Below are 23,225 nucleotides of genomic sequence, written 5' to 3' on the forward strand. Positions count from 1 at the left end.
GCTATTCTTCTGGATGAACAAGTTTTATCCTCATTAAACCTGCGCGGCACGATCCGCCGCCGGAACAGCCGGGGGAAGCCATGCTTGACACCTATCCCGCCATCCGTCCGGGCCCGCCCCGGCCCAGCCGGATCCTGACGCCGCAGACTGTGTCGCGCCATCCGGGACGGGAACGTCATGTCATTCCCGGCGCGGGTGCGGTCATGCTGCATTTGCTGCCGGGTGACCGGCTGGTGCTGGTCAATGACGAGGGCGGCCAGCCTGCCGAACTGATTGCGGCGGGGGCGGACGGGCGGATTGATGCGGGGCTGATCGGACGCGCGCCGAATTCAGCGGCCGAAGGGTTGAAGGCGATGCTGGGGCGGGGCGATGCGGGGCTGGAACGGCTGCGCGCAGGTCTGGCCCGGCGCGGCATCGACCTTGGCCGCGCGGGTGCGGTGCGGCTTTTCGCGCCCGATACGGTCGCGGGCAGCCGCGAAGAATTCGCAGCACTGGCCGAGGGCTGGCTGATCGTCGCCGCCCCGGGCCTGCCCATGGCCCCCGAGGCGCAGGACACCGCGACGCCGCTGACGCTGCTGGTCGAACGCGCCAATCCGCGCATCCTGGGCCATCATGACCTGCCCGACCCGCTGGCCGATCCGATCCTTGATCTGCGGGTGAAATCGGCCACGGCGGAAAGCTATTTCGTCAAGGCGGGCGATTACATCCAGATCCTGGATGTCGACGGGCGGCAATGCACCGATTTTCAATGCTTCGACGCGCGCAAGCTGGACCGGGGCATCCAGCACCCGCTGGATGTGACGACGACCCGCACCCTGATGGGGCACGCCTATCCGATGCCGGGCCTGCATTCGAAATATTACGATCATGACTGGGTGCCGCTGGTCGAGGTGGTTCAGGATACCGTCGGGCGTCATGACGCGTTCGCCATGGCCTGCGCCGCCAAATATTATGATGAAATCGGCTATCCCGGTCATGTGAACTGTTCTGACAATTTCAACCGCGCGCTGGCCCCGCATGGGGTGGAGGCGCGGCCGGGCTGGATGGCGGTCAATCTGTTCTTCAACACCGCGATTGACGCCCATGGCGTGCTGATCGCCGATGAACCCTGGTCGCGCCCGGGCGACTATGTGCTGTTCCGCGCCCTGACCGATATCGTCTGCGTGAATTCGGCCTGCCCCGATGACACATCGCCCGCGAATGGCTGGTATCTCAGCGATATCCATGTGCGGACCTATTCCGGGCAGGAGAAGTTCTCCCGCGCGGTCGCCTATCGCCCCACGCCCGAGACGGAGCCGAAAATGACCAAGGAAACCGCCTTCCACTCCCGCATCGCCGAGCGGACACGGCACCATGTCGAATACAAGGGTTATTGGCTGCCGCAGGTCTATTCGTCCAATGGCGCGCTTGAGGAATACTGGGCCTGCCGCGAAAAGGCGGTGGTGATGGATCTGTCGCCACTGCGCAAGTTTGAGGTCACGGGTCCGGATGCCGAGGCCTTGATGCAATGGGTGCTGACGCGCGACATGAAGAAGCTGTCGCAGGGGCAGGTCGTCTATTCCGCCATGTGCTATGACCATGGCGGCATGATCGACGACGGCACCGTGTTCCGGCTGGGGCGCGATCAGTTCCGCTGGATCGGCGGCGATGATTACGGCGGGGTCTGGATCCGCGAGCAGGCCGAGAAGCTGGGACTGCGCGCGATGGTGCGCAGCAGCACCGACCAGTTGCACAATCTGGCCGTGCAGGGGCCGAACAGCCGGGCGATCATGCAACGCATGGTCTGGACCGCCCCGCATCAGCCGACCATCGCCGAACTGGGCTGGTTCCGCTTTACCGTGGGCCGTCTGGGCGGGCCGGACGGCGCGCCGCTGGTCGTGTCGCGCACCGGATATACCGGTGAATTGGGGTATGAGGTTTTCTGCCATCCCAAGGACAGCGCGGCGGTCTATGATGCCGTCTGGACCCATGGTGAGGATCTGGGCCTGCGCCCGATGGGTCTTCAGGCGCTGGATATGGTGCGGATCGAGGCCGGGCTGATCTTTGCGGGCTATGATTTCAGCGATCAGACCGATCCGTTCGAGGCCGGGATCGGCTTTACCGTGCCCCTGAAATCCAAGACCGATGATTTCATCGGGCGTGAGGCGCTGATCCGCCGCAAGGAGCATCCTGCCCGCAAGTTTGTCGGGCTTGAGATCGCGGCCGAGGTTGATGTCGGCCATGGCGATTGCCTGCATGTCGGCCGCGCGCAGGTGGGAGAGGTGACATCCTCGGTCCGCTCGCCTCTGCTGGGCAAGAACATCGCATTGGCGCGGGTCGATGTGGCCCATGCCGCCCCCGGCACGGAACTGGAGGTCGGCAAGCTGGACGGGCATCAGAAACGCCTGCCTGCGGTGATCGTGCCCCTGTCGCATTACGACCCGAAAAAGACCCGCCCGCAAAGCTGACGCGCCGCGGGGCCGTTCTGTCTGGCCGGGCCGGTTCGGGACCGGGGGCATGCCTTGCCCTTGCGCCTTGACCTGCCCCGGTGCGGATGTCGGTGGCAGGATCATGCGCAGCGCTGTCCTTGCGGTTTGCCGAAGCGCGGGTCCGGCAGTATCAGGGATCTGCCGCAACCTGTCCGGGACCTGCGGCATTAAACGGCTGAACGCGGGGGGACGATGAAAGCGGGATTTTATGGAACTGCGCTTGCCGCCGCCTTCATGGTGATTGGCGCGCTGTCGCCCCTGCGCGCGCAATCACCTGCACTGCCATGGTCCTGCACGATTATGGCCGATGCGCAAAGCGGGGATGAGATCCTGCGGCAGGGGGTCTGCGATCAGCCCGTCACGCCGATGTCGAGTTTCAAGCTGCCGCTGGCCGTCATGGGCTTTGACAGCGGCATCCTGACCGGCCCGCATGATCCGGTCTGGCCGATCAATGAGGCGTTCAATCCTTCGCAACGCGAGCGCGCCTTTCCCCGCGTCGATCCCGAAATGTGGGAGCGGGAATCGCTTTTGTGGTTCTCGCAGGAGCTGACAACCCGGATGGGGATGGCGCGTTTCGCGGGTTATGTGCAGGGGTTCGGCTATGGCAATGGTGATCTGTCGGGACGGCAGGGCGACGGGCTGACGCGGTCATGGCTGTCCTCATCGCTGCGGATCTCGCCCGAAGGTCAGGTCGGCTTTCTGCATCGTTTCCTGACCGGGGATCTGCCGGTCACGCCCGCCGCGATTGCCCTGACACGGCAGATCATTCCGCAATTTGACGGCAGCGATGGCTGGCAGGTGCAGGGCAAGACCGGGTCAGGCTGGCTGCGCGATGGGTCAGACCGGATTGACCGCAGCAAACCGGTCGGATGGTTTGTCGGCTGGGCCGAAAAGGACGGCCGGCAGGTGGTTTTCGCCGAAATGCTGGTCGCGGCCGAGAGGCTGGACCGGCCCGGCGGCTTTGTCGCGCGCGACCGGATGCTGGCCCGGATCGGCGATCTGATGGCCGGACGGGAATAGGCCGCGCAACCGGGGTTGCCGCACGGCGCAGCGTCGGGGCAGGATAGCGGGCAGCAGCGCCGGAGGCGGAGAGGATGCACACAATCACGGCGGACGGGCTGATGGCGCATCTGTTGGACCGGTCTCTGGCAGCGGCGCAGCATCACGGGGCCGGACGGATCTTCTGCGCCATTGCCGGGCCGCCTGCATCCGGCAAATCCACGCTTGCCGAAGGTCTGACCGAGGCACTGAACCGGCATCAGCCCGGTCTGGCCGCACTTTTGCCGATGGACGGCTTCCATTACGACGACCTCTATCTGGGCCCTGCCGGGCTTCGCCCGCGCAAGGGCGCGCCCGAAACCTTTGATGTGGGCGGGCTGCGCCATGCGCTGAACCGCCTGCGCGCGCGGGAGGAGGAGACGGTTGCCGTCCCGGTCTTTGACCGGGAACTGGAGATCGCCCGCGCCGGGGCGCGCCTGATCGCGCAGACGGTGCAGATCATTCTGGTCGAAGGGAACTATCTGCTTCTGGACCGCGCGCCATGGGACGGGCTGCGGGACGCGTTCGATGTCACGGTGCGGATTGATCCGCCTGAAGGTGTGCTGCGCGCGCGGCTGGTCGCGCGCTGGCAGCATCACGGGCTGACGCCCGACGCAATGGCGGCGAAGATCGACGGGAATGACCTGCCAAATGCGCGGCTGGTTACGAAGGTCAGCCGCGAGGCGGATTTCCTGCTGCGGCAGGACAGATGATTCAGGGCGTCTGCACAGATGCCCCGGCACTGGCCGGTCCACGCCGCCCGGTGATGCGCCGTCCCATCAGTTCCTCAAGCCATGCGGCAAAGATTGCGAGGCGGCGCAGGCTGGCGGATTGCCCGATGAACAGCAGCGACATTTCCATCGCCTCGGGCCGGTGGTCGGGCATCACTTCGATCAGTTCGCCTGCGGCAAGGTGATGGGCGACGTCATAGGCCGGGATCTGGATCAGCCCAAGACCCGACAGCGCGCAGGAGATATAGCCTTCGGCGCTGTTGGCGCTGGCCCGCCATGGCACGGGTCGCAGATGGGTCCGGCCCTCGATATGCCATTCCCAATCGGTGATCCGCCCGGTTGTGGCCGAGGCGAAGGCCACCTGCCAGTGCCGGTCCAGATCATCAGGCGTCAGCGGCGTGCCATGCCGCGCCAGATAGCCGGGACTTGCGACATTGATCTGCGCGATCTTTCCCAGCCTGCGTGAACGCAGGCCGGAATCAGCCAATTCCCCCACGCGCAGCGCGCAATCCACCCTTTCGCTGACAAGGTTCACCGCCCGGTCCGTCATACCAAGTTCCACCCGGATGCCGGGCCATTCATCCAGAAATTCCGGCAGGGCAGGGGCCACGATCAGCCGCCCGATCCGGCTGGGCACATCAACGCGGATCCGCCCCTCGACCTGATGCGGCGCGGTGCGGAACATGGTTTCAAGTTCTTCCGCCTCGGACAGGAAGGCGCGGCAGCGGTTCAGGAACGCCTCGCCCTCATCCGTGGGGGTGACGCTGCGGGTGGTGCGGTTCAAAAGCCGCGTGCCGATCCGCGCCTCCAGATCCGCGATGGCCGTCGAAACGCTGGAGCGCGGCATCTGCAATGTATCGGCCGCACGGGTGAAGCTGCGCGCCTCGACCACGCGGACAAAGACATTGTAAAGCTGGATCCGGTCCATTGTTCGGATTTCCTGACAGGTGAATTCGGTCTGCGCAGCTTTATGCCTGTGTTTCAAACTGTCAATGAACCGACCGGAAACCCCCTAGGGATAATCTGCCCCTCGTCATGGATGCGTGCTATAGGCGCGCCACGGGATTCGTATGCGCATGGATCCTGCGGTGATGAGTGTGGCGCGGGACGCGCGGTTAACGAGGGAGATTTGGCGCAATGCATATGGCATCGGTAATATTCGGGGGGCTGCTGTTGCTGGCGGTCTTTGCCCTGTTCGGACGGCTTTGGGGCCATGACGCCGCAGGTGCTGCGCTGGGGGCAAGATGGTTCATTCCGGTCTGGGTCGGGGTTGCGTTGGTCAATATGTGGGTGGGCGTGACCCGTGCGGGCTACAGCGTCGCGCAGGAACTGCCGATCCTTGCGCTTGTGATCGCTGTTCCGGCCGTGCTGGCGCTGCTGCTGTCCCTGCAACTGGCGCGGGGCTGAGACGATGTCGGATACTCTGGATCACGCTGCGGACGCCGCGCATCACGGCTTTGACCTGCTTCCCGTCATTGTTCTTCTTGCTGCCGCCTGTATTGCAGTGCCGCTGTTCCGCCGGGCCGGACTGGGCACCGTTCTGGGCTATCTGGCCGCAGGTCTGCTGATCGGGCCTTATGGCTTGGGTTTCTTTCAGGATGCGCAGGCGATCATCCATTTCGCGGAACTGGGGGTCGTGCTGTTCCTGTTCATCATCGGTCTGGAAATGCAGCCCTCACGGCTCTGGACCATGCGGGGGGAGATTTTCGGCCTTGGCGTGATGCAGGTCGGGCTTGCGATCTTCGCGCTGGTCTGGGTCGGCATCCTGCTGGGCTATCCGCTTGAGGCAAGCTTTGTCGCGGGCACCGGTTTCGTGCTGACCTCAACCGCAATCGTGTTCCAGATGCTGCAGGAACGCGGACAGATGACACAGCCCGCCGGGCGGCGGATGATCTCGATCCTGCTGCTTGAGGATCTGGCCATTGTGCCGCTGCTGATCCTTGTCGCCTTCCTTGCCCCTGGCGGGGAAGAGGCGACCATGGCAGATCGTGTGACCGCCATCGGCATCGGGCTTGGCGCGCTGGTCATCGTGGTGGTGGCCGGGCGCTACCTGCTGGACCCGATGTTCCGCATCCTTGCCCGTTTCGGCGTGCGTGAAATCATGACGGCGGCGGCGCTGCTGGTCGTGCTGGGGGCTGCGGTGCTGATGGCCGAGGCGGGGCTGTCCATGGCGATGGGGGCCTTCCTTGCCGGCGTTCTGCTGTCGGAATCCACTTTCCGCCATCAGCTTGAGGCCGATATCGAACCCTTCCGGGGCCTGTTGCTGGGCCTCTTCTTCCTTGGCGTCGGCATGGCGCTGGATCTTGATGTGATCGCCGCGAACTGGGTGGTTGTCGCAATCTCGGTTCCGGCCTTCATGATCTTGAAGATGACGGTGATCTATGGCGTCGCGCGGTTCCTCAAGGCCGACCGGTCCGAGGCGCTGCTGCGCATGGTGCTGATGGCGCAGGGGGGCGAATTTGCCTTCGTCCTTTATGCGGCGGCCACGCAGGTGGGCATCCTGACCCCGGAATGGAACGCCAATCTGACCGCGATCGTCATCATCTCGATGGTGCTGACGCCGCTGATGATCCTGTTGCATGACCGTTTCGCGCCGAAAGCCCAGCCTTCGATGGACGGGGTGGAGACGGCCGAGGGACTTGCCGGTCGGGTGCTGCTGATCGGCTTTGGCCGCTTTGGCCAGATCGCCAGCCAGCCGCTGCTGGCGCGCGGTCATTCGCTGTCGATCATCGACACCGATCCGCAGGCGATCCGCGATGCCGAGAAGTTCGGCTTCAAGGTCTTCTATGGCGACGGGTCGCGGCTGGACATCCTGCATGCCGCAGGCGCGCATCAGGCCAGTCTGATCGTCGTCGCGGCCTCGGATCGCGATGCGATTTCCCGCATCGTTGAACTGGCACGGCACGAATTCCCGATGGTGCCGGTTCTGGCACGGGCGCTGACGCGGCAACATGCGCTGGAACTGGTTGCCCATGGCGCGGCCTTCCAGATCCGCGAGACCTATGAATCAGCGATGCTGATGGGGCGTGAGGCGCTGGCGCGGCTGGGAGAGACGGCCGAGACGGTCGAGGAAACCATGGCCGATGTCCGCGCCCGCGATGCCGAGCGCATGGCGCTGGAGCAGGTGGGCGGCATGGATGCCAGCAAGGCGCTGATCCATGGCAACCTGAACCAGACCGGGGGCGGCCATTGAGGCTGCCCGTCCCGGGCGCCGGTGCCGTGGTTGACTACTGGCACGCCGCAGGGGACCGGGGTGAATGGTTTTCCAAGCGCCCCGGTTTCGACCGGGATTTCCGCGACAGGTTTCAGACGTTGCATGAAACTGCGGCAGAGGGGGGCTGTGACGGCTGGATCGCCACGCCGGAAGGCGCGCTGGCGCTGATGATCCTGCTGGACCAGTTCCCCCGGAACGCCTTTCGCGGCACGGCGCGGATGTATGCAACCGATGCCCGCGCCCTGCCTTTGGCCCGTGAGGCCGAAAAGCGCGGCCATTGGAGCGCGGTGGAGCCTGACTTGCGGCTGTTTCTGGCGCTGCCCTTCTCGCATTCCGAAACCCTGGCCGATCAGGATATTTCCGTTCGGCTGAACACCAGGCTGGGCCAGCCCTGGCTGTCCCATGCCGAGGGGCATCGCGATATCATCGGCCGGTTTGGCCGGTTTCCGCATCGGAACGCCATTCTGGGGCGCGAAACGACGCCGGAGGAAGCGCGTTTCCTGCGCAAGGGCGGTTTCAGGGGCTGAGCGCAGGACCGGCCAGCCAGTGCAAGAGCCAGTGCCGACATGATGCGAAGCCAATTGCAGGGCCGCGCGGATTTCGTGCCGGGGCTTGACCTTTGTCCGATCAAGTAACATATGAAGTTACATGAATCGCGACAGCAGACTTTCCACCGTTCTTCACGCCCTTCTGCACATGGCCGAGCAGGAGGGACCAATGACATCCGAGGCGCTGGGCCAATGCCTTGGTGCCAATCCGGTCGTGGTACGCCGCACAATGGGACTTTTGCGCGAGGCTGGTCTGGTCGAGGCCGGGAGGGGCCATGCCGGGGGCTGGCGTATCGTGGCCGATCTGGAACGGGTCAGCCTGCGGCACCTGCATGCGGCGCTGGGGGAACCGGCGGTCTTTGCCATCGGCAACCGCAATGCCATGCCGGATTGTCTGGTGGAACAATCGGTCAATGCCGCGCTGGACGATGCCTTTGCCGAGGCCGAGGCCCTGCTGCTGGCGCGGTTCGAACAGGTGACACTGGCCGATCTGGCCCGGGATTTCGCGCAGCGTTACGCAAAAAGGCGCAGCAGACAGGAGTAGGACATGCAGGATTTGATCGTGATCGGGGGCAGCTACGCCGGAATGGCCGCCGCCCTGCAACTGGCGCGTGCGCGGCGCAAGGTTCTGATGATTGATGCCGGACAGCGGCGCAACCGCTTTGCCGGGCATTCCTACGGCTTTCTGGGCCAGGATGGCAGGGATCCGGCGCAGATCTGGACCGAGGCGCGCGCGCAGCTTGCCGCCTATCCCGGCGTGACATGGCTGCAGGACAGCGCGACCCATGCGAGCGGTGCCAAGGATGCCTTTACCGTCACCACGGCGGGGGGCGCAGAATTCACGGGGCGGCGCATCCTGCTGGCGACAGGTGTTACGGACGAACTTCCGCCGATTCCGGGGCTTGCCGAACGCTGGGGGCGGTCGGTCTTTCACTGCCCCTATTGCCATGGATATGAGCTGAATCAGGGGCGGATCGGCGTAATCGCCGCCGGACCGATGTCTTTTCATCAGGCGCAACTGCTGCCGGAATGGGGCGATGTAACTTTTTTCACGGACGAAAAACTGACCCTTGCGCCGGATCAACGGCAGGATCTGGTTCAGCGCGGCGTGACGGTCGAAGACACCGCGATCGCCGCCGTTGAGGGAGATGCCGATATCCGGCTGGCTGATGGACGGGTTCTGCCCTTTGCCGGGCTGTTCACGGCCAGCCGCACGCGGCCTTCAGATCCGATTGCCGGGACCATGGGGTGCGCGATGACAGAAACCGGCATGGGCAGCCAGATCCGCACGGATGAAGCAAAACAGACAAGTATTCCGGGGGTTTATGCCTGCGGCGATGTGGCGCGCGCGCCGCATTCCCTGTCGCTTGCGGTGGGGGATGGGGCCTGGGCCGGGGCGCAGCTGCATCGCTCACTGGTCTGGCCCGATGACTGACGGGCAGGCCCCGGTCACAAGGCGCGGGCGGAGCCGCGAATCACCGGCATCGCGCTGCGGTTCTCCGGTCCTGTCCTGCGCCGGTCCCTGCCGCTTTTCGCGGCCCTGATTTGCGGTCTGCCCTGTCGCCGGGCAGGCCCGGCCCGGGTGCTGCGGTGCAGCGGGATCAGGCCGGATTTTTTGCACAAGCCCTTTCCCTTCGGCGAATCCGCTGATTAACTGGTAGGCAAATGGACAGGCCGAAAGGCCGGAAGAGTGCGGGGAGTTTGCGTGTGACAGGCTATTTCAATGAAATGTATGACGGCGCGTCGGTGCGCCCGCCCTATGCAAGGCTTGGGGACTGGGTGAATGCGATGCCTGCCGAATTGCGCCAGATGAAACAGGCCGAGGCAGAGGCGCTGTTCCGCCGCATCGGCATTACCTTTGCGGTTTACGGCGAAGGCGGCGATCCGGATCGTCTGATCCCCTTCGACATGTTTCCGCGCGTCTTTACCGGGGCCGAATGGGCGCGGCTCGACCGGGGGGTGAAACAACGTGCGCGTGCGCTCAACGCCTTTCTGGTCGATGTCTACGGCCGTGGCGAAATCGTGCGCGCGGGCCGCATTCCGGCGCGGCTGGTCTATCAGAACGACGCCTATGAAAAGGCCGTCGCGGGCATCGTGCCGCCGAAAGGTGTCTACAGCCATATCGTCGGCATCGACCTTGTGCGCACCGGCCCGGATGAGTTTTTCGTGCTGGAGGACAATTGCCGCACGCCGTCGGGGGTCTCCTACATGCTGGAGAACCGTGAAATCATGATGCGGATGTTTCCGGCGCTGTTCCGTGAGAACCGTATCGCGCCGGTCGAGAATTATCCCGAGATCCTGCGCCGCACGCTGGCCTCGGTTGCGCCCAAGAAATGCAATGGCGAACCGACAGTGGTGATCCTGACGCCGGGGCATTTCAACTCGGCCTATTATGAACACAGCTTTCTGGCTGATCTGATGGGTGTGGAGCTGGTCGAGGGGCAGGATCTGTTCGTCGAGGGTGAATTTGTCTGGATGCGGACAACCGAGGGCCCGCGCCGGGTGGATGTGATCTATCGGCGCATCGACGATGCCTTCATCGACCCATTGTGTTTCCGTCCCGACAGTATGCTGGGGGTTCCGGGGCTGATGGATGTCTATCGTTCGGGCGGTGTCAGCATCTGTTCGGCGCCCGGGGCCGGGGTCGCCGATGACAAGGCGGTCTATACCTATGTGCCCGAGATGATCCGCTTCTATCTGGGAGAGGAGCCAATCCTGAACAATGTGCCGACATGGCAATGTTCCAAGGCCGATGACCTGAAATATGTGCTGGAGCATCTGGCCGAACTGGTGGTCAAGGAGGTGCATGGCTCGGGCGGCTATGGCATGCTGGTCGGACCGAAATCAACCGCAGCACAGGTTGCAGCCTTCCGTGAACGGCTGATTGCCGATCCGGGCAATTACATCGCCCAGCCGACGCTGGCGCTGTCGACGACGCCGACCTTTGTCGAAGAGGGTATCGCGCCCCGCCATGTCGACCTGCGCCCCTATTGCCTTGTCGGCGAACGGGTCGAACTGGTGCCCGGCGGCCTGACGCGGGTGGCGCTGACCGAGGGGTCACTGGTGGTGAATTCCAGTCAGGGCGGCGGCGTGAAAGATACATGGGTGCTGGCGGAGTAATGAGTATGCTGAGCAGAACCGCAGACAATCTTTACTGGCTCGCCCGCTATATGGAGCGCGCCGAAACCGCAGCCCGCCTGCTGGAAGTGGGGGCGCGGATCTCGCTGATCCCCTCGGCCCATGGCTATCGCAACGAATGGGACAGCCTGCTGCTGGCCGCCGGCACCGCCCATGCCTTTGCGCAGAAATACAAGGATCCGGTGCAGCGCAATATCGAAAGCCATCTGTTTTTCGATCTGGACAACCCGACATCGGTTGCCTCCTGCATCGGATCGGCACGGGAAAATGCGCGCATCGTGCGCACCGCACTGACCACGCAGGTCTGGGATGCGATCAACACCGCCTTTCAGGAATTGCGCCAGCTTGAGCGTCTGCCCCGGTCCGAGGTCGATCTGTCGCGCATGACCGACTGGACGATGCGCCATGCCGCACAGGTGCGCGGTGCCATTGATGCCACGCAATTGCGCAATGACGGCTGGGATTTCCTGAAACTGGGCTATGCGCTGGAACGCGCCGACAATACGGCGCGGCTGATCGACGTGAAATATTACGTCCTTTTGCCGCAGCTGGAATTCGTGGGGTCCGAACTGGACAATTACCAATGGACGACGCTGTTGCGCGCCATGTCCTCGCACCGGGCCTTTCACTGGGCCTATGGCGGCGATGTGACCGCCAAGAAGATTGCGCATTTCCTGATCCTGAACCCACAATGCCCGCGTTCGCTGATTACCTGCATCGAAAGTGCCAATCAGCATCTGGACCGTCTGTCGCGCGGCTATGGGCGGGCGACCGACGCGCAGTCGCAGGGGCGCAAGCTGCTGGCGGGGCTGTCGGAATTGCACACGGATGATGTGTTTGACGAGGGCCTGCACGAATTCCTGACCCGTTTCATCGGTGAAAATGGCAACCTTGGGGCTGCCGTGCATGACAGTTATCTGAGCGGGGACATACGCTGATGTTGCTGAGTGTCGATCACGTTACACGTTATTTCTACGATCAGCCGGTTCGCGCCGTGGTCCAAAGCCATCGCCTGACCCCTTCGGTTTTCGAGGGGCAGAAGGTGCTGGACTGGCAGGTGACGGTCACCGATGGCCTGCCCGGCGGTGCCTTTCGCGACGGGGCGGGGGACCGGGTGCAGGGGTGGTCGGTGCAGGGCCCGCTGACCGAGATCGAGGTGCGGGTGACGGGCCGGGTGGAAACCTTCGATCTTGCAGGGGTGTTGCGCGGGCATCGCGAAAGCGTGTCACCGCTTTGCTATCTTGACGATACGATGCCCACCCGCGCCGATACCGCGCTGGTCGAACTGGCACGGAACGCCATGGGTGAGGAGGCCACGCTTGCGGCGGCGCATCGCCTGTCCGATGCGGTGGCTGATGCGATCCGCTGGACCCCGGGCGTGACCGAGGCCTGCACCACCGCCGCCGAGGCACTGGCTTTGGGCGAAGGGGTCTGTCAGGACCATGCCCATGCCCTGATCGCGGTGGCGCGCGCCTCGGGACTGCCTGCCCGCTATGTCTCGGGCTATCTGATGTCAGGCAGTGAGGGGGCCACCGGGGATGCCGCCCATGCCTGGGCCGAGATCTGGATCGAGGGGCTGGGCTGGGTAGGCTTCGATCCGACCAACCGCTGCTGCCCCGATGACCGCTATATCCGGCTTGGTTCGGGCATGGATGCGCAGGAAGCGGCCCCGATCCGGGGCGTTGCGCGGGGAGCGGGACAGGAAAGCCTTGATGTCTCTGTTGCGGTCCAGCTTGCTGAACAATAAGGTCTCCGCGATATGAGTCTGCGGAGTTGCGAATGACCTATTGCGTGGGATTGCTGCTGGACGAGGGCATTGTGCTTCTCTCCGATACCCGCACCAATGCGGGGCTGGATAATATTGCGACCTATCGCAAGATGTTCACCTTTGAGGAGCCCGGCGAAAGGGTCATCACGATCCTGACCGCCGGGAGCCTGTCGGTCACGCAGACGACCCTTGCGCGGCTGAACGACGAGATCCGCGACCCGAATGCCGATGAGACGAGTTCGATCATGAAGGCGCCGACCATGCTGAAGGTGGCCGAGATGATCGGGGCCATGCTGGCGCGGGTGCGGGCCGAAGTGGATGAGAAACTGTCGATGGCGCAGGGGGCCTCGGCCTCGCTGATCGTGGCGGGACAAAGGGCGGGGGGCGAGATGCGCCTGTTCCTGATCTATCCCGAGGGCAATTTCATCGAGGCGACCGAGGACACGCCGTTCCTGCAGATCGGTGAGCATAAATACGGCAAGCCGATTCTGGACCGGGTGGTGAAACGCTCGACCAGCCTCGCCGAGGCGCAGAAGGCGGTTTTGCTGTCGATGGATTCGACGCTGCGCTCCAACCTGTCGGTCGGCATGCCGCTGGATCTTGCCGTGATCCGCAAGGATGACTGCCGCGTCTCGGAGCGCCGCCGGATCGAGGCGGGGGATGAACAGTTCCGCGCGATGTCCGAGGCATGGTCGCGGGCGCTGCGCGACGGGTTTTCGCAGATCGCGCTGTGACGGGCATTTCGGTTCTGGTCACCGAAGCGGTGCATGAGGATGCGCTGGCATTGCTGCGCGATGCCGGATGCGATCTGCGGCAGGCCGGTCCGGAACTGGAACCCGCCGATGCGCTGCTGGTGCGGGTGCGGCCGGTGCACGGCGATGCGCCCGGAAAGTTCCGGCTGATCGCCAAGCACGGGGTCGGGGTCGACAATATCGACACGCAGGCGGCAGCGGCGGCGGGGGTTGCGGTGATGAACACGCCGGGCGCCAATGCGGGCGCGGTGGCCGAACAGGCGCTGATGCTGATGCTGGCGCTGGCGCGGGACCTGCCCGCACAGCAGGCCGCCGCCCATGCCGGGGCGGCCCCGCCACGGGTTGCCGGGCTTGAGGGGCGGCGGCTGCTGGTGGTGGGATACGGGGCCAGCGGCGCGCGTCTGGCGCAGCATGGCCGCGCCCTTGGCATGGCGGTCACGGTGCTGAGCCGCCGCCCCGAAACGGTGCGCGCAGCAGGTTTTGCCGCCACCGATGATCTGGATGCGGCCCTGACCGAAACCGATGTGCTGTCGCTGCATTGCCCGCTGACACCGCAGACGGCAGGGCTGATTTCGGCGCCGCAACTGGCGCGCCTGCCCAAGGGGGCGCTGGTGGTGAACTGCGCCCGGGGCGGGCTGGTCGATGGGGACGCGCTGGCGGCGGCACTGGTTTCGGGCCATCTGGGCGGGGCGGGGCTGGATGTGACCGATCCCGAACCCTTGCCCGCCGGTCATGCCCTGCGCGCCGCACCCGGGCTGATCCTGACGCCCCATGCCGCCGCCATGTCAGAAGGCGCCTTTCGCCGCATGGGAATGATGGCCGCACAAAACATTCTGGACCATTTTGCAGGCCGTCCCGACCCGGCACATGTGGTACTGCCTGCCGCAGGCTGAACGCCCCGGATTTTCGAATGTTTTCCGTGTTTCGGTGGATCAGTGGCGCGGTATCACGCTGCGCTGTCAAACAGATCCAGCACGGATTGCAGGGCCGCATCGCGCAGGGCCTTCTGCTCCATCAGCAATTCATGCGCGGCCCCGTTAAGCATCTGCAGCCGCGCCGAAGGCCAGCGCGCCGCCAGCCGGTGGATCGCGGCGGGATCAACGATGCTTTCCCGGCTGCCCAGTAGGCACAGCACCGGCAGATCGGGCAGCGGCGCGCCTTCCAGCGCGCGCCCCTCGGCAATGGCAAGGCCCAGCCAGTGGAGTCCCGGCCCGCCAAGTCCAAGCGCCGGAACCTTGTGCAGATGGGCCTGCATCCATGCATAGGCGGCCTCATCCCCGGTCAGGAAATTATCGGCAAAGGGCGTGGCAAGGATATGGCTTTCGGACCTTGTGCTGGGCGTATACTGCTGCCCGCGCCCGGTCAGCCGCGCCGCGCCTGACATCAGCCGGGCGATCTGCCGCATCCCGGGGGAAAAGCGGATGCCCCACATCGGTGCCGAAAAGGCCGCCGCTCGGGGTGCGATCCGCCCGTCGACAAGCGCGCGCAGGCCAATGCAGCCGCCCATCGAATGGGCCAGCAGAAAGCGCGGCATCCCGGGTTCCGCCGCATCCAGATGCGCCAGCACCGCCGCCACATCGTGCTGATAGTCGGAAAAGCGCCCGACATGGCCCAGCATCGGATCGGGGGTCAGCCGGTCGGCCAGTCCCTGTCCGCGCCAGTCCACCGCCACCGAGCCATAGCCCGCCTGCGCCAGATCCTGCGCAACGCGGCCGTATTTCTCGATATATTCGGTGCGCCCCGGAAAGATCAGCACGCGCCCTTTCGGGCCTGCGGGCCAGATGCCAAGCCGGATGCGCACCCCGTCATGGGTGCGCAGCCAGACGGCGTGGCCCCCTTCCGGCCCCTCGGCCAGATCGGCATGGAAGGGGGCAGCCCCGGTCATCCCAGCGTCGCGCCCAGCTGCATCGCCATCCCCATCGAGCCGTCGACCGTCAGCTTGCCGGACATGAAGGCCGCCGTCGGGTTCAGATCACCGTCAAGGATCGCCTTGAAGGTTTCGGCATCCGCCGTCAGCGTCACATCCGCCGCCTCATCGCCGGCGCGCACGCCATCGCCATCGACCATGATCGCGCCTTCACCGGTGACGACGAATTTCGCCACCCCGTCGAACCCCTGCACTTTTTCGCTCAGCGCCACCACGGCGGCATCAATGATCTCGCTCATCCCGTCATCCTCCTGTTCGCGACCTCTCGCGGTTTCGTGCATGCGCGGCTCTGGCTTTTCGGCCACCCTGCGCTACATTGCCCTGTATGAAAGCCCCGCGTCTCTTTCTCAATCGTATCGTTGCGGCATTTGTCGCGATTTTCATTGCTGTATCCGGCCTTTCTGCGCAGGAGGCCGATCTGGACCGGCTTTTTGCCGAACTGCCCGGGGCCGAAGGGCGCAGTCTGCAACGGATTGAACGGCAGATCTTCGCTGAATGGTCGAAATCGGGATCGGCAACGGCGGATCTTTTGCTGACGCGCGGGCGCGATGCGCTGCGCGAGGGGGAGACCACGCTGGCCATCGAACATCTGACCGCGCTGGTCGATCATGCGCCGGATTTCGCCGAAGGCTGGAATGCACGCGCGACCGCCTATTTTCAGGCCGGACAATACGGGCCAGCGGTGGCCGATATCGTCCAAGTGCTGCGGCTCAATCCGCGCCATTTCGGGGCGATGACCGGCTTTGCCCGCATCCTTGAGGAGTCGGGCCGTGAAACCCAGGCGCTTGCGCTCTATGACGCCGCGCTTGCTATACATCCCCGGCTTGACGGGGTAAGGGAAGCGGCGGATCGGTTGCGTGTAAAGGCAACCGGGCAAGACCTATAAGCAACAGGCAGGCCAATGCAGGCACTCGGGCGGGTGACGGCGGTTCTGGGACCGACGAACACCGGAAAGACCCATTACGCCATCGAGCGGATGCTGGGTCACAGGACCGGGGTCATTGGACTGCCGCTGCGTCTGCTTGCGCGGGAGGTTTATGACCGGATCGTCGCCTTGCGCGGCCCTTCGGTCGTGGCGCTGGTCACCGGTGAGGAACGCATCGTTCCCGACCGCACCCAATACTGGGTCTGCACGGTCGAGGCGATGCCGCAGGAGATCGGCGCCGATTTCATCGCCATAGACGAGATCCAGCTTTGCGCCGATGCCGAGCGTGGCCATGTCTTCACCGACCGGCTGCTGCGCGCACGTGGGCGGCATGAAACCCTGTTTCTGGGGGCCGACACGATGCGCCCGGCCATCGCAGCGCTGGTGCCGGGCGTGCAGTTCATGGCGAGGCCGCGCCTGTCGGAACTGACCTATACAGGTTCGAAAAAGATAAGCCGACTGCCCGAAAGATCGGCAATCGTCGGATTTTCTGTTGAAAATGTATATGCGATTGCGGAACTGATCCGCCGCACCAAGGGCGGTTGCGCAGTGGTGATGGGCGCGCTGTCGCCCCGGACGCGCAATGCGCAGGTGGCTTTGTATCAGAATGGCGATGTGGATTATCTGGTCGCGACCGATGCCATCGGCATGGGGCTGAACCTTGATATCCGGCATGTGGCCTTTTCCTCGACCGTCAAATTCGACGGACGCCGGATGCGCGGACTGACCCCGCAGGAACTGGCGCAGATCGCAGGGCGGGCGGGGCGCTACATGACACCCGGCACCTTCGGCGTGACGGGAGAGGCCCGGCCTTTGACCGAGGATGTGATCGAGGCGATTCAGGAGCACCGCTTCCTGCCGGTGCGCAAACTGTCCTGGCGCAACGAAATCCCCGATTACGGGTCCATCGACCGGCTGATCGGCGCGCTGGAAAAGCATACCGGCAATGAATGGTTGAGCCGCGCACGCGATGCCGATGATCTGCAGACACTCAAGGCGCTGGCGGCGATGCCCGAGCTGCGGGACATGGTGCAGAGCCCGCAGGATGTGCGGCTTTTGTGGGATGTCTGCCGCGTGCCGGATTTCCGCGGCCAGTCGGACACCGATCACGCGACGCTGCTGTTGCGGATCTTCGAATTCCTGCGGGCCGGGCAGGTGCCTGCGGACTGGCTTGCGGCGCAGGTGGCGCGGATCGACCGGACCGAAGGCGATATTGACACATTGTCCCGGCGGCTGGCCTATATTCGGACATGGACCTATGTCACGCAACGCAAGGGATGGGTTGCTGACGAATCCCATTGGCGCGACGAGACGCGCGCGGTAGAAGACCGTTTGTCGGATGCGTTGCATGCGCGCCTGACCCAGCGATTTGTTGACCGGCGCACATCTGTTCTGATGCGGCGGTTGAAACAGAAGGAGAGCCTTGTGGCCGAGGTGAATGACAAGGGCGAAGTGACGGTCGAGGGAGAGTTCATCGGCCGTCTGGAAGGGTTCCGCTTCCGGCAGGACGGGACCGCATCGCCCGATGAGGCCCGCACGCTGCGGGCGGCTGCGGTGCAGGCGCTGAAGCCGGAATTCCATCTGCGGTCGGACCGTTTCTACAACGCGCCCGATACGGAACTGGATTTTACCGAACAGGGCGGCCTGATGTGGGGCACGCAGGCGGTGGGCAAGCTGGTCGCGGGGCCGGATGCGCTGCGCCCGGGCGTCGAGGCCTTTGTCGATGAAGATGCAGGCCCCGAGGTCGCCGAAAAGGTGCGCCGCCGGTTGCAGCATTTCATCGACCGCAAGGTGGCCGCGCAGTTTGAGCCGCTGACCAATCTCAGCCGGGATGAGACGCTGACGGGCATGGCGCGCGGCTTTGCCTTCCGTCTGGTTGAGGCATTGGGCGTATTGCCGCGTGATGCGGTCGCCGAGGATGTGAAAACGCTGGATCAGGAGGCGAGGGGCGCGCTGCGCAAGCATGGCGTGCGCTTTGGCCAGTATACGATCTTCCAGCCCTTGCTGCTGAAACCCGCGCCGACCCGGCTTCGGCTGGTGCTCTGGAGCCTTTACAGCGGCTTGCAGGAATTTCCCGAAAGCCCGCCGCCCGGTCTGGTGACCATTCCGCATATCACCGAGGTACCACGGTCGCATTACACGCTGGCGGGCTATCACCCGGCAGGCGCACGGGCGATCCGTATCGACATGCTGGAACGGCTGGCCGATCTGTTGCGCGCCAAGGACAGCCGCGGTGGGTTCGAGGCGACGCCGGACATGCTGTCGATCACGGGCATGACGCTGGAACAGTTTTCCGACCTGATGGGCGGGCTGGGCTATCGCGCCGAGCGGGGCGAACGGCCCAAGCAGCGTGAAGCGGCCCCCGAAGTGGCGGCAAAGCCCGATGTCGCGGCGGAAGCTGGCCGCGATGGTGCTGCAAGCGGGGCTGTGGCCGGGCCGGTCGATACCCCCACCGATGGGGTGGCAGATTCTGACACGACGGCCGATGCAGCGGCAGAGCCTGTGATACCCGCCACCGATGCGGCGGCGGAACCCGCTGCCGAGACCGCAACGGAGACTGTGGTCGAAAGCGCAGCCCAAGCCGCTGCCACGGCTTCGCCCGAGGCCGAAGTGATCCCCGAGGCCGAAACGCCTGCCGAAGCCGAAGCTAACACGCAGGCCGCCGGGGCCGAAGCGACCACCGAAGCCGAAGTGGCCACCGAAGCCGAAGCGACTGCCGAGGCCGCCCCGGCGGCGCCTGTCGAGATGGAAAGCTTTGTCACCTTCACCTGGGCACCGCGTCCGCGCCGGGACCGGGGTGATGGTGGCCGGCAGGGCCGGGGCCCGCGCCGTGAGGCGGGCGCCGATGGCGAGGGGCGTCGCGGCCCGAAACCCGAAGGCCGCCCGGACCGTGGACCGAAACGCGCAGGCGGCGATGCTCCGCGCGGTGGCGGGCCTGATGCTGGACAGGCGAATGCAGGACAGGCGAATGCAGGTCAGGCCCGGTCAGGTCAGGCCAAGTCCGGGCAGGGCGGCAAGCCCCGGGGCAAGGGCGGCAAGCCCGGCAAGGGTGGCGAGCGTGAGAATGACCGCGCCCGCAGCTATGAGGCCCGCCCGCCGCGTGCTGAAAAACCCATTGATCCCGACAATCCCTTTGCCGCGCTTCTTGCGCTCAAAGGCAAGGTCTGAGGCTTGGCGGCGCCGCAGGACAGGCCGGGCACCCGCCCTGTCCTGCGGCTGGACAAATGGCTTTGGCAGGCGCGATTCGTCAAATCGCGCAGCCTTGCCGCCGCCCTTGTTTCGGGCGGCCATCTGCGGGTGAACGGACAGCCCGTCAGCAAACCCGCCCATGCGATAGGCCCGGGGGATGTACTGACCCTGCCTTTGCCGGGACGGGTGCGCGTGATCCGGGTGCTGGATCTGGGGCTGCGGCGTGGCCCCGCCCACGAGGCCCGCGCGCTTTATGCCGATCTGGATGCGACAGCGCCGCCACCTGAATGCGCGGCCCCGCTTGAATGATCCGTCTGCCTGTTCTAACGAGGCGCGACCGAGCCTGAGGATAAGACCCGATGACCTATGTGGTGACCGATAACTGCATCGCCTGCAAATACACCGATTGTGTCGAGGTCTGCCCCGTCGATTGCTTCTACGAGGGGGAGAACATGCTGGTGATCCACCCCGATGAATGCATTGATTGCGGGGTCTGTGAACCGGAATGCCCGGCCGATGCGATCCGCCCCGATACCGAGGCGGATATGGAAAAATGGGTTGAGTTCAACCGCAAATATTCCGAGGCCTGGCCTGTCATCGTGACCAAGAAGGATCAATTGCCGGAGGCCGAGGAACGCGACGGTGAGACCGGCAAGCTGGAGAAATATTTCTCGGAAGCGGCGGGCGAGGGCGGCTGATCCCCGGCCGGCCGAATCGCCCGGTGATCCCCGACAGGGATTGAGCTGCGTCAATTTGGCCTGCTGCGGGCCGGGCCGGGCTTCATGATGATCGCAAAGCCGGAATCCGGTTCTGCCCGTTTGCGCGGCAGTTGGAATCGGGGTGATTCTGTGGTATACATTACAGACATGTAAACAATGGACGATCCGGCCCGGTTCAGAGCTGCTCGCCTGAACCCGGTTTTTATCTGACAGAAATGCGCATCGTCGGGGTCGATTTGACCGCGAACGGTGTTTTGTGTCGGGTAATGTCGGGGCGCCCTTCCTGAGGAAAGACCGGATGACCAAAGTCAAGAAGCCTGAATTCCGTCCCAACGAGTTCGTCGTTTACCCTGCGCATGGCGTCGGTCGGATCATTTCCATCGAAGAACAGGAAATCGCCGGACTGCGGCTGGAACTGTTCGTCATCTCCTTTGAAAAGGACAAGATGACCCTGCGCGTGCCGACGCATAAGGCCACGGAAATCGGCATGCGTTCGCTGTCCTCGCCCGATATCGTCACCAAGGCGCTGGACACGCTGAAGGGCAAGGCGCGGGTGAAACGCGCGATGTGGTCGCGCCGGGCGCAGGAATATGAACAGAAAATCAACTCGGGCGATCTGCTGTCGATTGCCGAAGTGGTGCGCGACCTGCACCGCACCGACGATCAGCGCGAACAAAGCTATTCCGAGCGTCAGCTTTACGAGGCGGCGCTGGAGCGGCTGACGCGCGAGGTTGCTGCGGTTTCGGGCGTTGACGAAAAGGGTGCGCAGAAAACCGTGGATGAGGTTCTGCTGTCCCGCGCGGCCTGATCGTTGCGGCAGGTCTGACCCTGCAAGGAAATTCTGGCGGCGGTCCTTCGGGGCCGCCGTTTCTGCATTCCGGGCGTGGAACTGCGCGTTCTGTCCCTTGCAGGCCGGAAATGGCCGAGGCCCACCATTGCGCAGTCAGGGCAAAAGAAGTGCGGCCAGAACGGCAAGGCAGGCCGCCTCGGTCAGTTGCTGGCTGGCCCCCAGCACGTCGCCGGTCTGTCCGCTGATCTTGGCGCGGGCCAGTGCACCAAGCGCCAGCGTGACCAGAAGGGCTGCCAGAAGTGCCAAAGCGCCCGGCATGACGCCACAAAACGGCAGGGCGATCAGCGCAGCCAGCGCCAGCGACCCGCCTGCAGTGCTGGCCATGGGTCGCCCGACCGCGCGGGACAGACCGCCCGTTCGCGCAGCGGGCAGGAATGCCATCAGCAACGCCATGGGTGCACGGCTCAGCGCCCCCACCGCCAGAACTGCAGCCCATTCTCCGGCCGCCAGCAGCGCGGTCAGCGCCGACCAGCGCAGAAGCCCGATGACCAGCAGCGCCATGACGCCATAGCTGCCGATATGGCTGTCCTTCATGATTTCCAGCCGTCGCGCGCGATCCCATCCGCCCCAGAACCCGTCGGCGGTATCGGCCAGCCCGTCCTCATGCATCGCGCCGGTCAGCATCGCCTGAACCCCCAGAACCACCACCGCCGCTATCCCTGCTCCGGCAGGCAGGGCAAGCCGTCCCGCCAGCAGCGCCAGCGCGGTGACCAGAAGGCCGGCCAGCGGCCAGGCCCAGGCCGAGGCGGGGCGCGGTGCGGCCTCCGAGGCGGGCAGCGGCAACCGTGTCAGCAGGCGTAGCGCCTCGGGGAGATCAGACAGGCGGGGAAGGTCGGATCTGGGCATGGGGTGGTCCGGTTCCGATCTGGTCAAGCGGCGTATCTGTCGATAACCAGACCGTGACGATTGGGCAAGGCGAGGGCGCAGATGACAATTGGATCGGTTGCGGAATTGCTGGCGGAACTGCGTGCGGCTCCGGGCCCGGATCTGGCCGCCCGCACCGCTGCGCAGGCCCGCGACGCGCAATTGACCAAACCCCCCGGTTCGCTGGGAAGGCTTGAAGAGATCGCACTCTGGTATGCGGGCTGGCAGGGTGATCCGCGCCCCAGCGGTCTTGCGCCGCAGATCGTGATCTTTGCAGGCAATCACGGCATTGCCGCGCGCGGCATTTCGGCCTTTCCGGCGGAGGTGACGGCGCAGATGGTCGGAAATTTCCGGGCAGGCGGCGCGGCGGTCAATCAGCTTGCCCGTGCCTTCGGCGCCTCGATGACGGTGCAGGCACTGGATCTTGACCGCCCGACCGCCGATTTTACCGAAGGCCCGGCCATGGATGACACGGATCTGCTGGCAGCGCTGAACACCGGCTGGTCATCGGTCGATCCCGGGGCGGGGCTGCTGGTTGTGGGCGAAATGGGCATCGGCAACACGACATCCGCCGCGGCCATGGCCTGCGCCCTTTTCGGCGGCGCGCCGCAGGACTGGATCGGGCGCGGCACCGGCGTCGATGCGGCGGGATTGCAGCGCAAGGCCGATGTTGTGGCCACCGGACTGGCGCACCATGCCGGGGCGCTGGCCGATCCGTTTGAGGTGCTGCGCCGTCTGGGCGGGCGTGAGATCGCGGCGATGACAGGCGCGCTGGCGCGGGCGCGGGTGCTGCGCATTCCGGTGCTGCTGGACGGGTTCATTGCCTCGGCGGCGGCGGCGGTGCTGGCGCGCGCGGTGCCCGCGGCACTTGATCACTGTCTGGCGGGTCATTGCAGCGCCGAGGCCGGACATGCGCGGTTGCTGGAAGCGCTGGACAAGGCACCGATCCTGTCACTGGGCCTGCGGCTGGGCGAAGGATCGGGCGCGGCGCTGGCCATCGGTATCGTGCAGGGGGCGCTGGCCTGCCATTCCGGCATGGCAACCTTTGCCGAGGCGGGGGTGGCGGGGGGCTGACCGTTTAGGCTGCACCGTCC

The 23,225-nt window shown here is 65.0% G+C and carries 23 protein-coding genes; 19 read left to right on the forward strand and 4 right to left on the reverse strand.

The genetic code is table 11. The annotated features are described in order from the left end of the window. Positions 1 to 80 precede the first annotated feature (80 nt). The 3 genes from JL811_RS03520 to JL811_RS03530 all read left to right on the forward strand — a co-directional run bounded on the left by JL811_RS03520 (position 81) and on the right by JL811_RS03530 (position 4,219). Positions 81 to 2,447 carry a trimethylamine N-oxide demethylase gene (locus JL811_RS03520; protein WP_202686950.1) on the forward strand — a complete coding sequence of 789 codons (2,367 nt, stop codon included), beginning with the start codon at positions 81 to 83 and terminating at the stop codon, positions 2,445 to 2,447. Positions 2,448 to 2,660: 213 nt separating this feature from the next. Further along, the gene (blaOXA, locus tag JL811_RS03525) at positions 2,661 to 3,488 is read left to right on the forward strand and encodes a class D beta-lactamase (RefSeq protein ID WP_202686951.1); all 828 of its coding nucleotides are present in this window, start codon (positions 2,661 to 2,663) and stop codon (positions 3,486 to 3,488) included. Positions 3,489 to 3,589: 101 nt separating this feature from the next. Beyond that, the gene (locus JL811_RS03530) at positions 3,590 to 4,219 is read left to right on the forward strand and encodes a nucleoside triphosphate hydrolase (RefSeq protein ID WP_202687202.1); all 630 of its coding nucleotides are present in this window, start codon (positions 3,590 to 3,592) and stop codon (positions 4,217 to 4,219) included. Position 4,220: 1 nt separating this feature from the next. Here the strand turns inward: JL811_RS03530 and JL811_RS03535 are convergent, their stop codons facing one another. Beyond that, positions 4,221 to 5,165: a LysR family transcriptional regulator gene (locus tag JL811_RS03535; RefSeq protein ID WP_202686952.1), complete on the reverse strand. Its 945-nt coding sequence runs from the start codon at positions 5,163 to 5,165 to the stop codon at positions 4,221 to 4,223. Between the two features lie 209 nt (positions 5,166 to 5,374). On the opposite strand from JL811_RS03535, the gene JL811_RS03540 reads away from it, so the two are divergent. The 10 genes from JL811_RS03540 (at position 5,375) to JL811_RS03585 (ending at position 14,550) form a co-directional block, all read left to right on the forward strand. Further along, a complete protein-coding gene (locus JL811_RS03540; protein WP_202686953.1) occupies positions 5,375 to 5,644 on the forward strand; it encodes a hypothetical protein in 270 nt (89 codons plus the stop codon). A gap of 4 nt (positions 5,645 to 5,648) precedes the next feature. Then, positions 5,649 to 7,430 carry a monovalent cation:proton antiporter-2 (CPA2) family protein gene (locus tag JL811_RS03545; RefSeq protein WP_202686954.1) on the forward strand — a complete coding sequence of 594 codons (1,782 nt, stop codon included), beginning with the start codon at positions 5,649 to 5,651 and terminating at the stop codon, positions 7,428 to 7,430. Further along, positions 7,427 to 7,978, forward strand: a complete 552-nt coding sequence (locus JL811_RS03550) for a DUF924 family protein (RefSeq protein WP_237684749.1) — start codon at positions 7,427 to 7,429, stop codon at positions 7,976 to 7,978. Before JL811_RS03545 ends, JL811_RS03550 begins: the two co-directional genes overlap by 4 nt. A gap of 121 nt (positions 7,979 to 8,099) precedes the next feature. Next, positions 8,100 to 8,543, forward strand: a complete 444-nt coding sequence (locus JL811_RS03555; RefSeq protein WP_202686955.1) for an RrF2 family transcriptional regulator — start codon at positions 8,100 to 8,102, stop codon at positions 8,541 to 8,543. Between the two features lie 3 nt (positions 8,544 to 8,546). Continuing rightward, positions 8,547 to 9,434, forward strand: a complete 888-nt coding sequence (locus JL811_RS03560; protein ID WP_202686956.1) for an NAD(P)/FAD-dependent oxidoreductase — start codon at positions 8,547 to 8,549, stop codon at positions 9,432 to 9,434. 293 nt (positions 9,435 to 9,727) lie between these two features. Continuing rightward, positions 9,728 to 11,119: a circularly permuted type 2 ATP-grasp protein gene (locus JL811_RS03565; RefSeq protein WP_202687206.1), complete on the forward strand. Its 1,392-nt coding sequence runs from the start codon at positions 9,728 to 9,730 to the stop codon at positions 11,117 to 11,119. A 5-nt stretch (positions 11,120 to 11,124) separates the two neighbouring features. Beyond that, positions 11,125 to 12,075, forward strand: a complete 951-nt coding sequence (locus tag JL811_RS03570; RefSeq protein WP_202686957.1) for an alpha-E domain-containing protein — start codon at positions 11,125 to 11,127, stop codon at positions 12,073 to 12,075. Then, positions 12,075 to 12,884 (forward strand): transglutaminase family protein, encoded by an 810-nt coding sequence (locus JL811_RS03575; protein ID WP_202686958.1) that lies wholly within the window; start codon positions 12,075 to 12,077, stop codon positions 12,882 to 12,884. Before JL811_RS03570 ends, JL811_RS03575 begins: the two co-directional genes overlap by 1 nt. A 32-nt stretch (positions 12,885 to 12,916) precedes the next feature. Beyond that, the gene (locus tag JL811_RS03580; RefSeq protein WP_202686959.1) at positions 12,917 to 13,639 is read left to right on the forward strand and encodes a proteasome-type protease; all 723 of its coding nucleotides are present in this window, start codon (positions 12,917 to 12,919) and stop codon (positions 13,637 to 13,639) included. Continuing rightward, on the forward strand, positions 13,636 to 14,550 hold the full coding sequence (locus tag JL811_RS03585; protein ID WP_202686960.1) for an NAD(P)-dependent oxidoreductase: 915 nt from the start codon (positions 13,636 to 13,638) through the stop codon (positions 14,548 to 14,550). The genes JL811_RS03580 and JL811_RS03585 overlap by 4 nt, the downstream gene beginning before the upstream one ends. Positions 14,551 to 14,603: 53 nt before the next feature. On the opposite strand, the gene JL811_RS03590 is transcribed toward JL811_RS03585, so the two are convergent. Further along, positions 14,604 to 15,542, reverse strand: a complete 939-nt coding sequence (locus JL811_RS03590) for an alpha/beta fold hydrolase (RefSeq protein ID WP_202686961.1) — start codon at positions 15,540 to 15,542, stop codon at positions 14,604 to 14,606. Then, positions 15,539 to 15,823 (reverse strand): SCP2 sterol-binding domain-containing protein, encoded by a 285-nt coding sequence (locus JL811_RS03595; RefSeq protein WP_202686962.1) that lies wholly within the window; start codon positions 15,821 to 15,823, stop codon positions 15,539 to 15,541. The genes JL811_RS03590 and JL811_RS03595 overlap by 4 nt, the downstream gene beginning before the upstream one ends. Before the next feature lie 86 nt (positions 15,824 to 15,909). On the opposite strand from JL811_RS03595, the gene JL811_RS03600 reads away from it, so the two are divergent. The 5 genes from JL811_RS03600 to JL811_RS03620 all read left to right on the forward strand — a co-directional run bounded on the left by JL811_RS03600 (position 15,910) and on the right by JL811_RS03620 (position 21,225). Next, complete coding sequence (locus JL811_RS03600; RefSeq protein WP_202686963.1) at positions 15,910 to 16,470, forward strand: tetratricopeptide repeat protein; 561 nt, start codon at positions 15,910 to 15,912, stop codon at positions 16,468 to 16,470. A 15-nt stretch (positions 16,471 to 16,485) separates the two neighbouring features. Then, the gene (locus tag JL811_RS03605) at positions 16,486 to 19,677 is read left to right on the forward strand and encodes a helicase-related protein (protein WP_202686964.1); all 3,192 of its coding nucleotides are present in this window, start codon (positions 16,486 to 16,488) and stop codon (positions 19,675 to 19,677) included. A 3-nt stretch (positions 19,678 to 19,680) separates the two neighbouring features. Beyond that, positions 19,681 to 20,007, forward strand: a complete 327-nt coding sequence (locus JL811_RS03610; protein WP_237684751.1) for an RNA-binding S4 domain-containing protein — start codon at positions 19,681 to 19,683, stop codon at positions 20,005 to 20,007. Positions 20,008 to 20,057: 50 nt separating this feature from the next. Then, positions 20,058 to 20,396, forward strand: coding sequence for a ferredoxin FdxA (gene fdxA / locus JL811_RS03615; RefSeq protein ID WP_202686965.1), 339 nt, complete (start codon positions 20,058 to 20,060; stop codon positions 20,394 to 20,396). 319 nt (positions 20,397 to 20,715) lie between these two features. After that, complete coding sequence (locus tag JL811_RS03620; RefSeq protein WP_202686966.1) at positions 20,716 to 21,225, forward strand: CarD family transcriptional regulator; 510 nt, start codon at positions 20,716 to 20,718, stop codon at positions 21,223 to 21,225. A 135-nt stretch (positions 21,226 to 21,360) separates the two neighbouring features. Here JL811_RS03620 and cobS read toward each other — a convergent pair whose 3' ends face one another. After that, positions 21,361 to 22,113, reverse strand: coding sequence for an adenosylcobinamide-GDP ribazoletransferase (cobS, locus tag JL811_RS03625; protein WP_202686967.1), 753 nt, complete (start codon positions 22,111 to 22,113; stop codon positions 21,361 to 21,363). Positions 22,114 to 22,194: 81 nt separating this feature from the next. Between cobS and cobT the strand changes: the two genes are divergently transcribed. Then, complete coding sequence (gene cobT, locus JL811_RS03630) at positions 22,195 to 23,205, forward strand: nicotinate-nucleotide--dimethylbenzimidazole phosphoribosyltransferase (RefSeq protein WP_202686968.1); 1,011 nt, start codon at positions 22,195 to 22,197, stop codon at positions 23,203 to 23,205. Positions 23,206 to 23,225: the final 20 nt, after the last annotated feature.

It is taken from the genome of Szabonella alba, from assembly GCF_016765775.1.
Classification (GTDB): Bacteria; Pseudomonadota; Alphaproteobacteria; order Rhodobacterales; family Rhodobacteraceae; genus Szabonella; species Szabonella alba.

What these genes read in the sequence shown, in the direction of transcription:
- JL811_RS03520 (WP_202686950.1), top strand. Translation starts at nt 81, where the DNA reads ATGCTTGACACCTATCCCGCCATCCGTCCGGGCCCGCCCCGGCCCAGC.
- blaOXA (WP_202686951.1), top strand. Translation starts at nt 2,661, where the DNA reads ATGAAAGCGGGATTTTATGGAACTGCGCTTGCCGCCGCCTTCATGGTG.
- JL811_RS03530 (WP_202687202.1), top strand. Translation starts at nt 3,590, where the DNA reads ATGGCGCATCTGTTGGACCGGTCTCTGGCAGCGGCGCAGCATCACGGG.
- JL811_RS03535 (WP_202686952.1), bottom strand. Translation starts at nt 5,165, where the DNA reads ATGGACCGGATCCAGCTTTACAATGTCTTTGTCCGCGTGGTCGAGGCG.
- JL811_RS03540 (WP_202686953.1), top strand. Translation starts at nt 5,375, where the DNA reads ATGCATATGGCATCGGTAATATTCGGGGGGCTGCTGTTGCTGGCGGTC.
- JL811_RS03545 (WP_202686954.1), top strand. Translation starts at nt 5,649, where the DNA reads ATGTCGGATACTCTGGATCACGCTGCGGACGCCGCGCATCACGGCTTT.
- JL811_RS03555 (WP_202686955.1), top strand. Translation starts at nt 8,100, where the DNA reads ATGAATCGCGACAGCAGACTTTCCACCGTTCTTCACGCCCTTCTGCAC.
- JL811_RS03560 (WP_202686956.1), top strand. Translation starts at nt 8,547, where the DNA reads ATGCAGGATTTGATCGTGATCGGGGGCAGCTACGCCGGAATGGCCGCC.
- JL811_RS03565 (WP_202687206.1), top strand. Translation starts at nt 9,728, where the DNA reads ATGTATGACGGCGCGTCGGTGCGCCCGCCCTATGCAAGGCTTGGGGAC.
- JL811_RS03570 (WP_202686957.1), top strand. Translation starts at nt 11,125, where the DNA reads ATGCTGAGCAGAACCGCAGACAATCTTTACTGGCTCGCCCGCTATATG.
- JL811_RS03575 (WP_202686958.1), top strand. Translation starts at nt 12,075, where the DNA reads ATGTTGCTGAGTGTCGATCACGTTACACGTTATTTCTACGATCAGCCG.
- JL811_RS03580 (WP_202686959.1), top strand. Translation starts at nt 12,917, where the DNA reads ATGACCTATTGCGTGGGATTGCTGCTGGACGAGGGCATTGTGCTTCTC.
- JL811_RS03590 (WP_202686961.1), bottom strand. Translation starts at nt 15,542, where the DNA reads ATGACCGGGGCTGCCCCCTTCCATGCCGATCTGGCCGAGGGGCCGGAA.
- JL811_RS03595 (WP_202686962.1), bottom strand. Translation starts at nt 15,823, where the DNA reads ATGAGCGAGATCATTGATGCCGCCGTGGTGGCGCTGAGCGAAAAAGTG.
- JL811_RS03600 (WP_202686963.1), top strand. Translation starts at nt 15,910, where the DNA reads ATGAAAGCCCCGCGTCTCTTTCTCAATCGTATCGTTGCGGCATTTGTC.
- JL811_RS03605 (WP_202686964.1), top strand. Translation starts at nt 16,486, where the DNA reads ATGCAGGCACTCGGGCGGGTGACGGCGGTTCTGGGACCGACGAACACC.
- fdxA (WP_202686965.1), top strand. Translation starts at nt 20,058, where the DNA reads ATGACCTATGTGGTGACCGATAACTGCATCGCCTGCAAATACACCGAT.
- JL811_RS03620 (WP_202686966.1), top strand. Translation starts at nt 20,716, where the DNA reads ATGACCAAAGTCAAGAAGCCTGAATTCCGTCCCAACGAGTTCGTCGTT.
- cobS (WP_202686967.1), bottom strand. Translation starts at nt 22,113, where the DNA reads ATGCCCAGATCCGACCTTCCCCGCCTGTCTGATCTCCCCGAGGCGCTA.
- cobT (WP_202686968.1), top strand. Translation starts at nt 22,195, where the DNA reads ATGACAATTGGATCGGTTGCGGAATTGCTGGCGGAACTGCGTGCGGCT.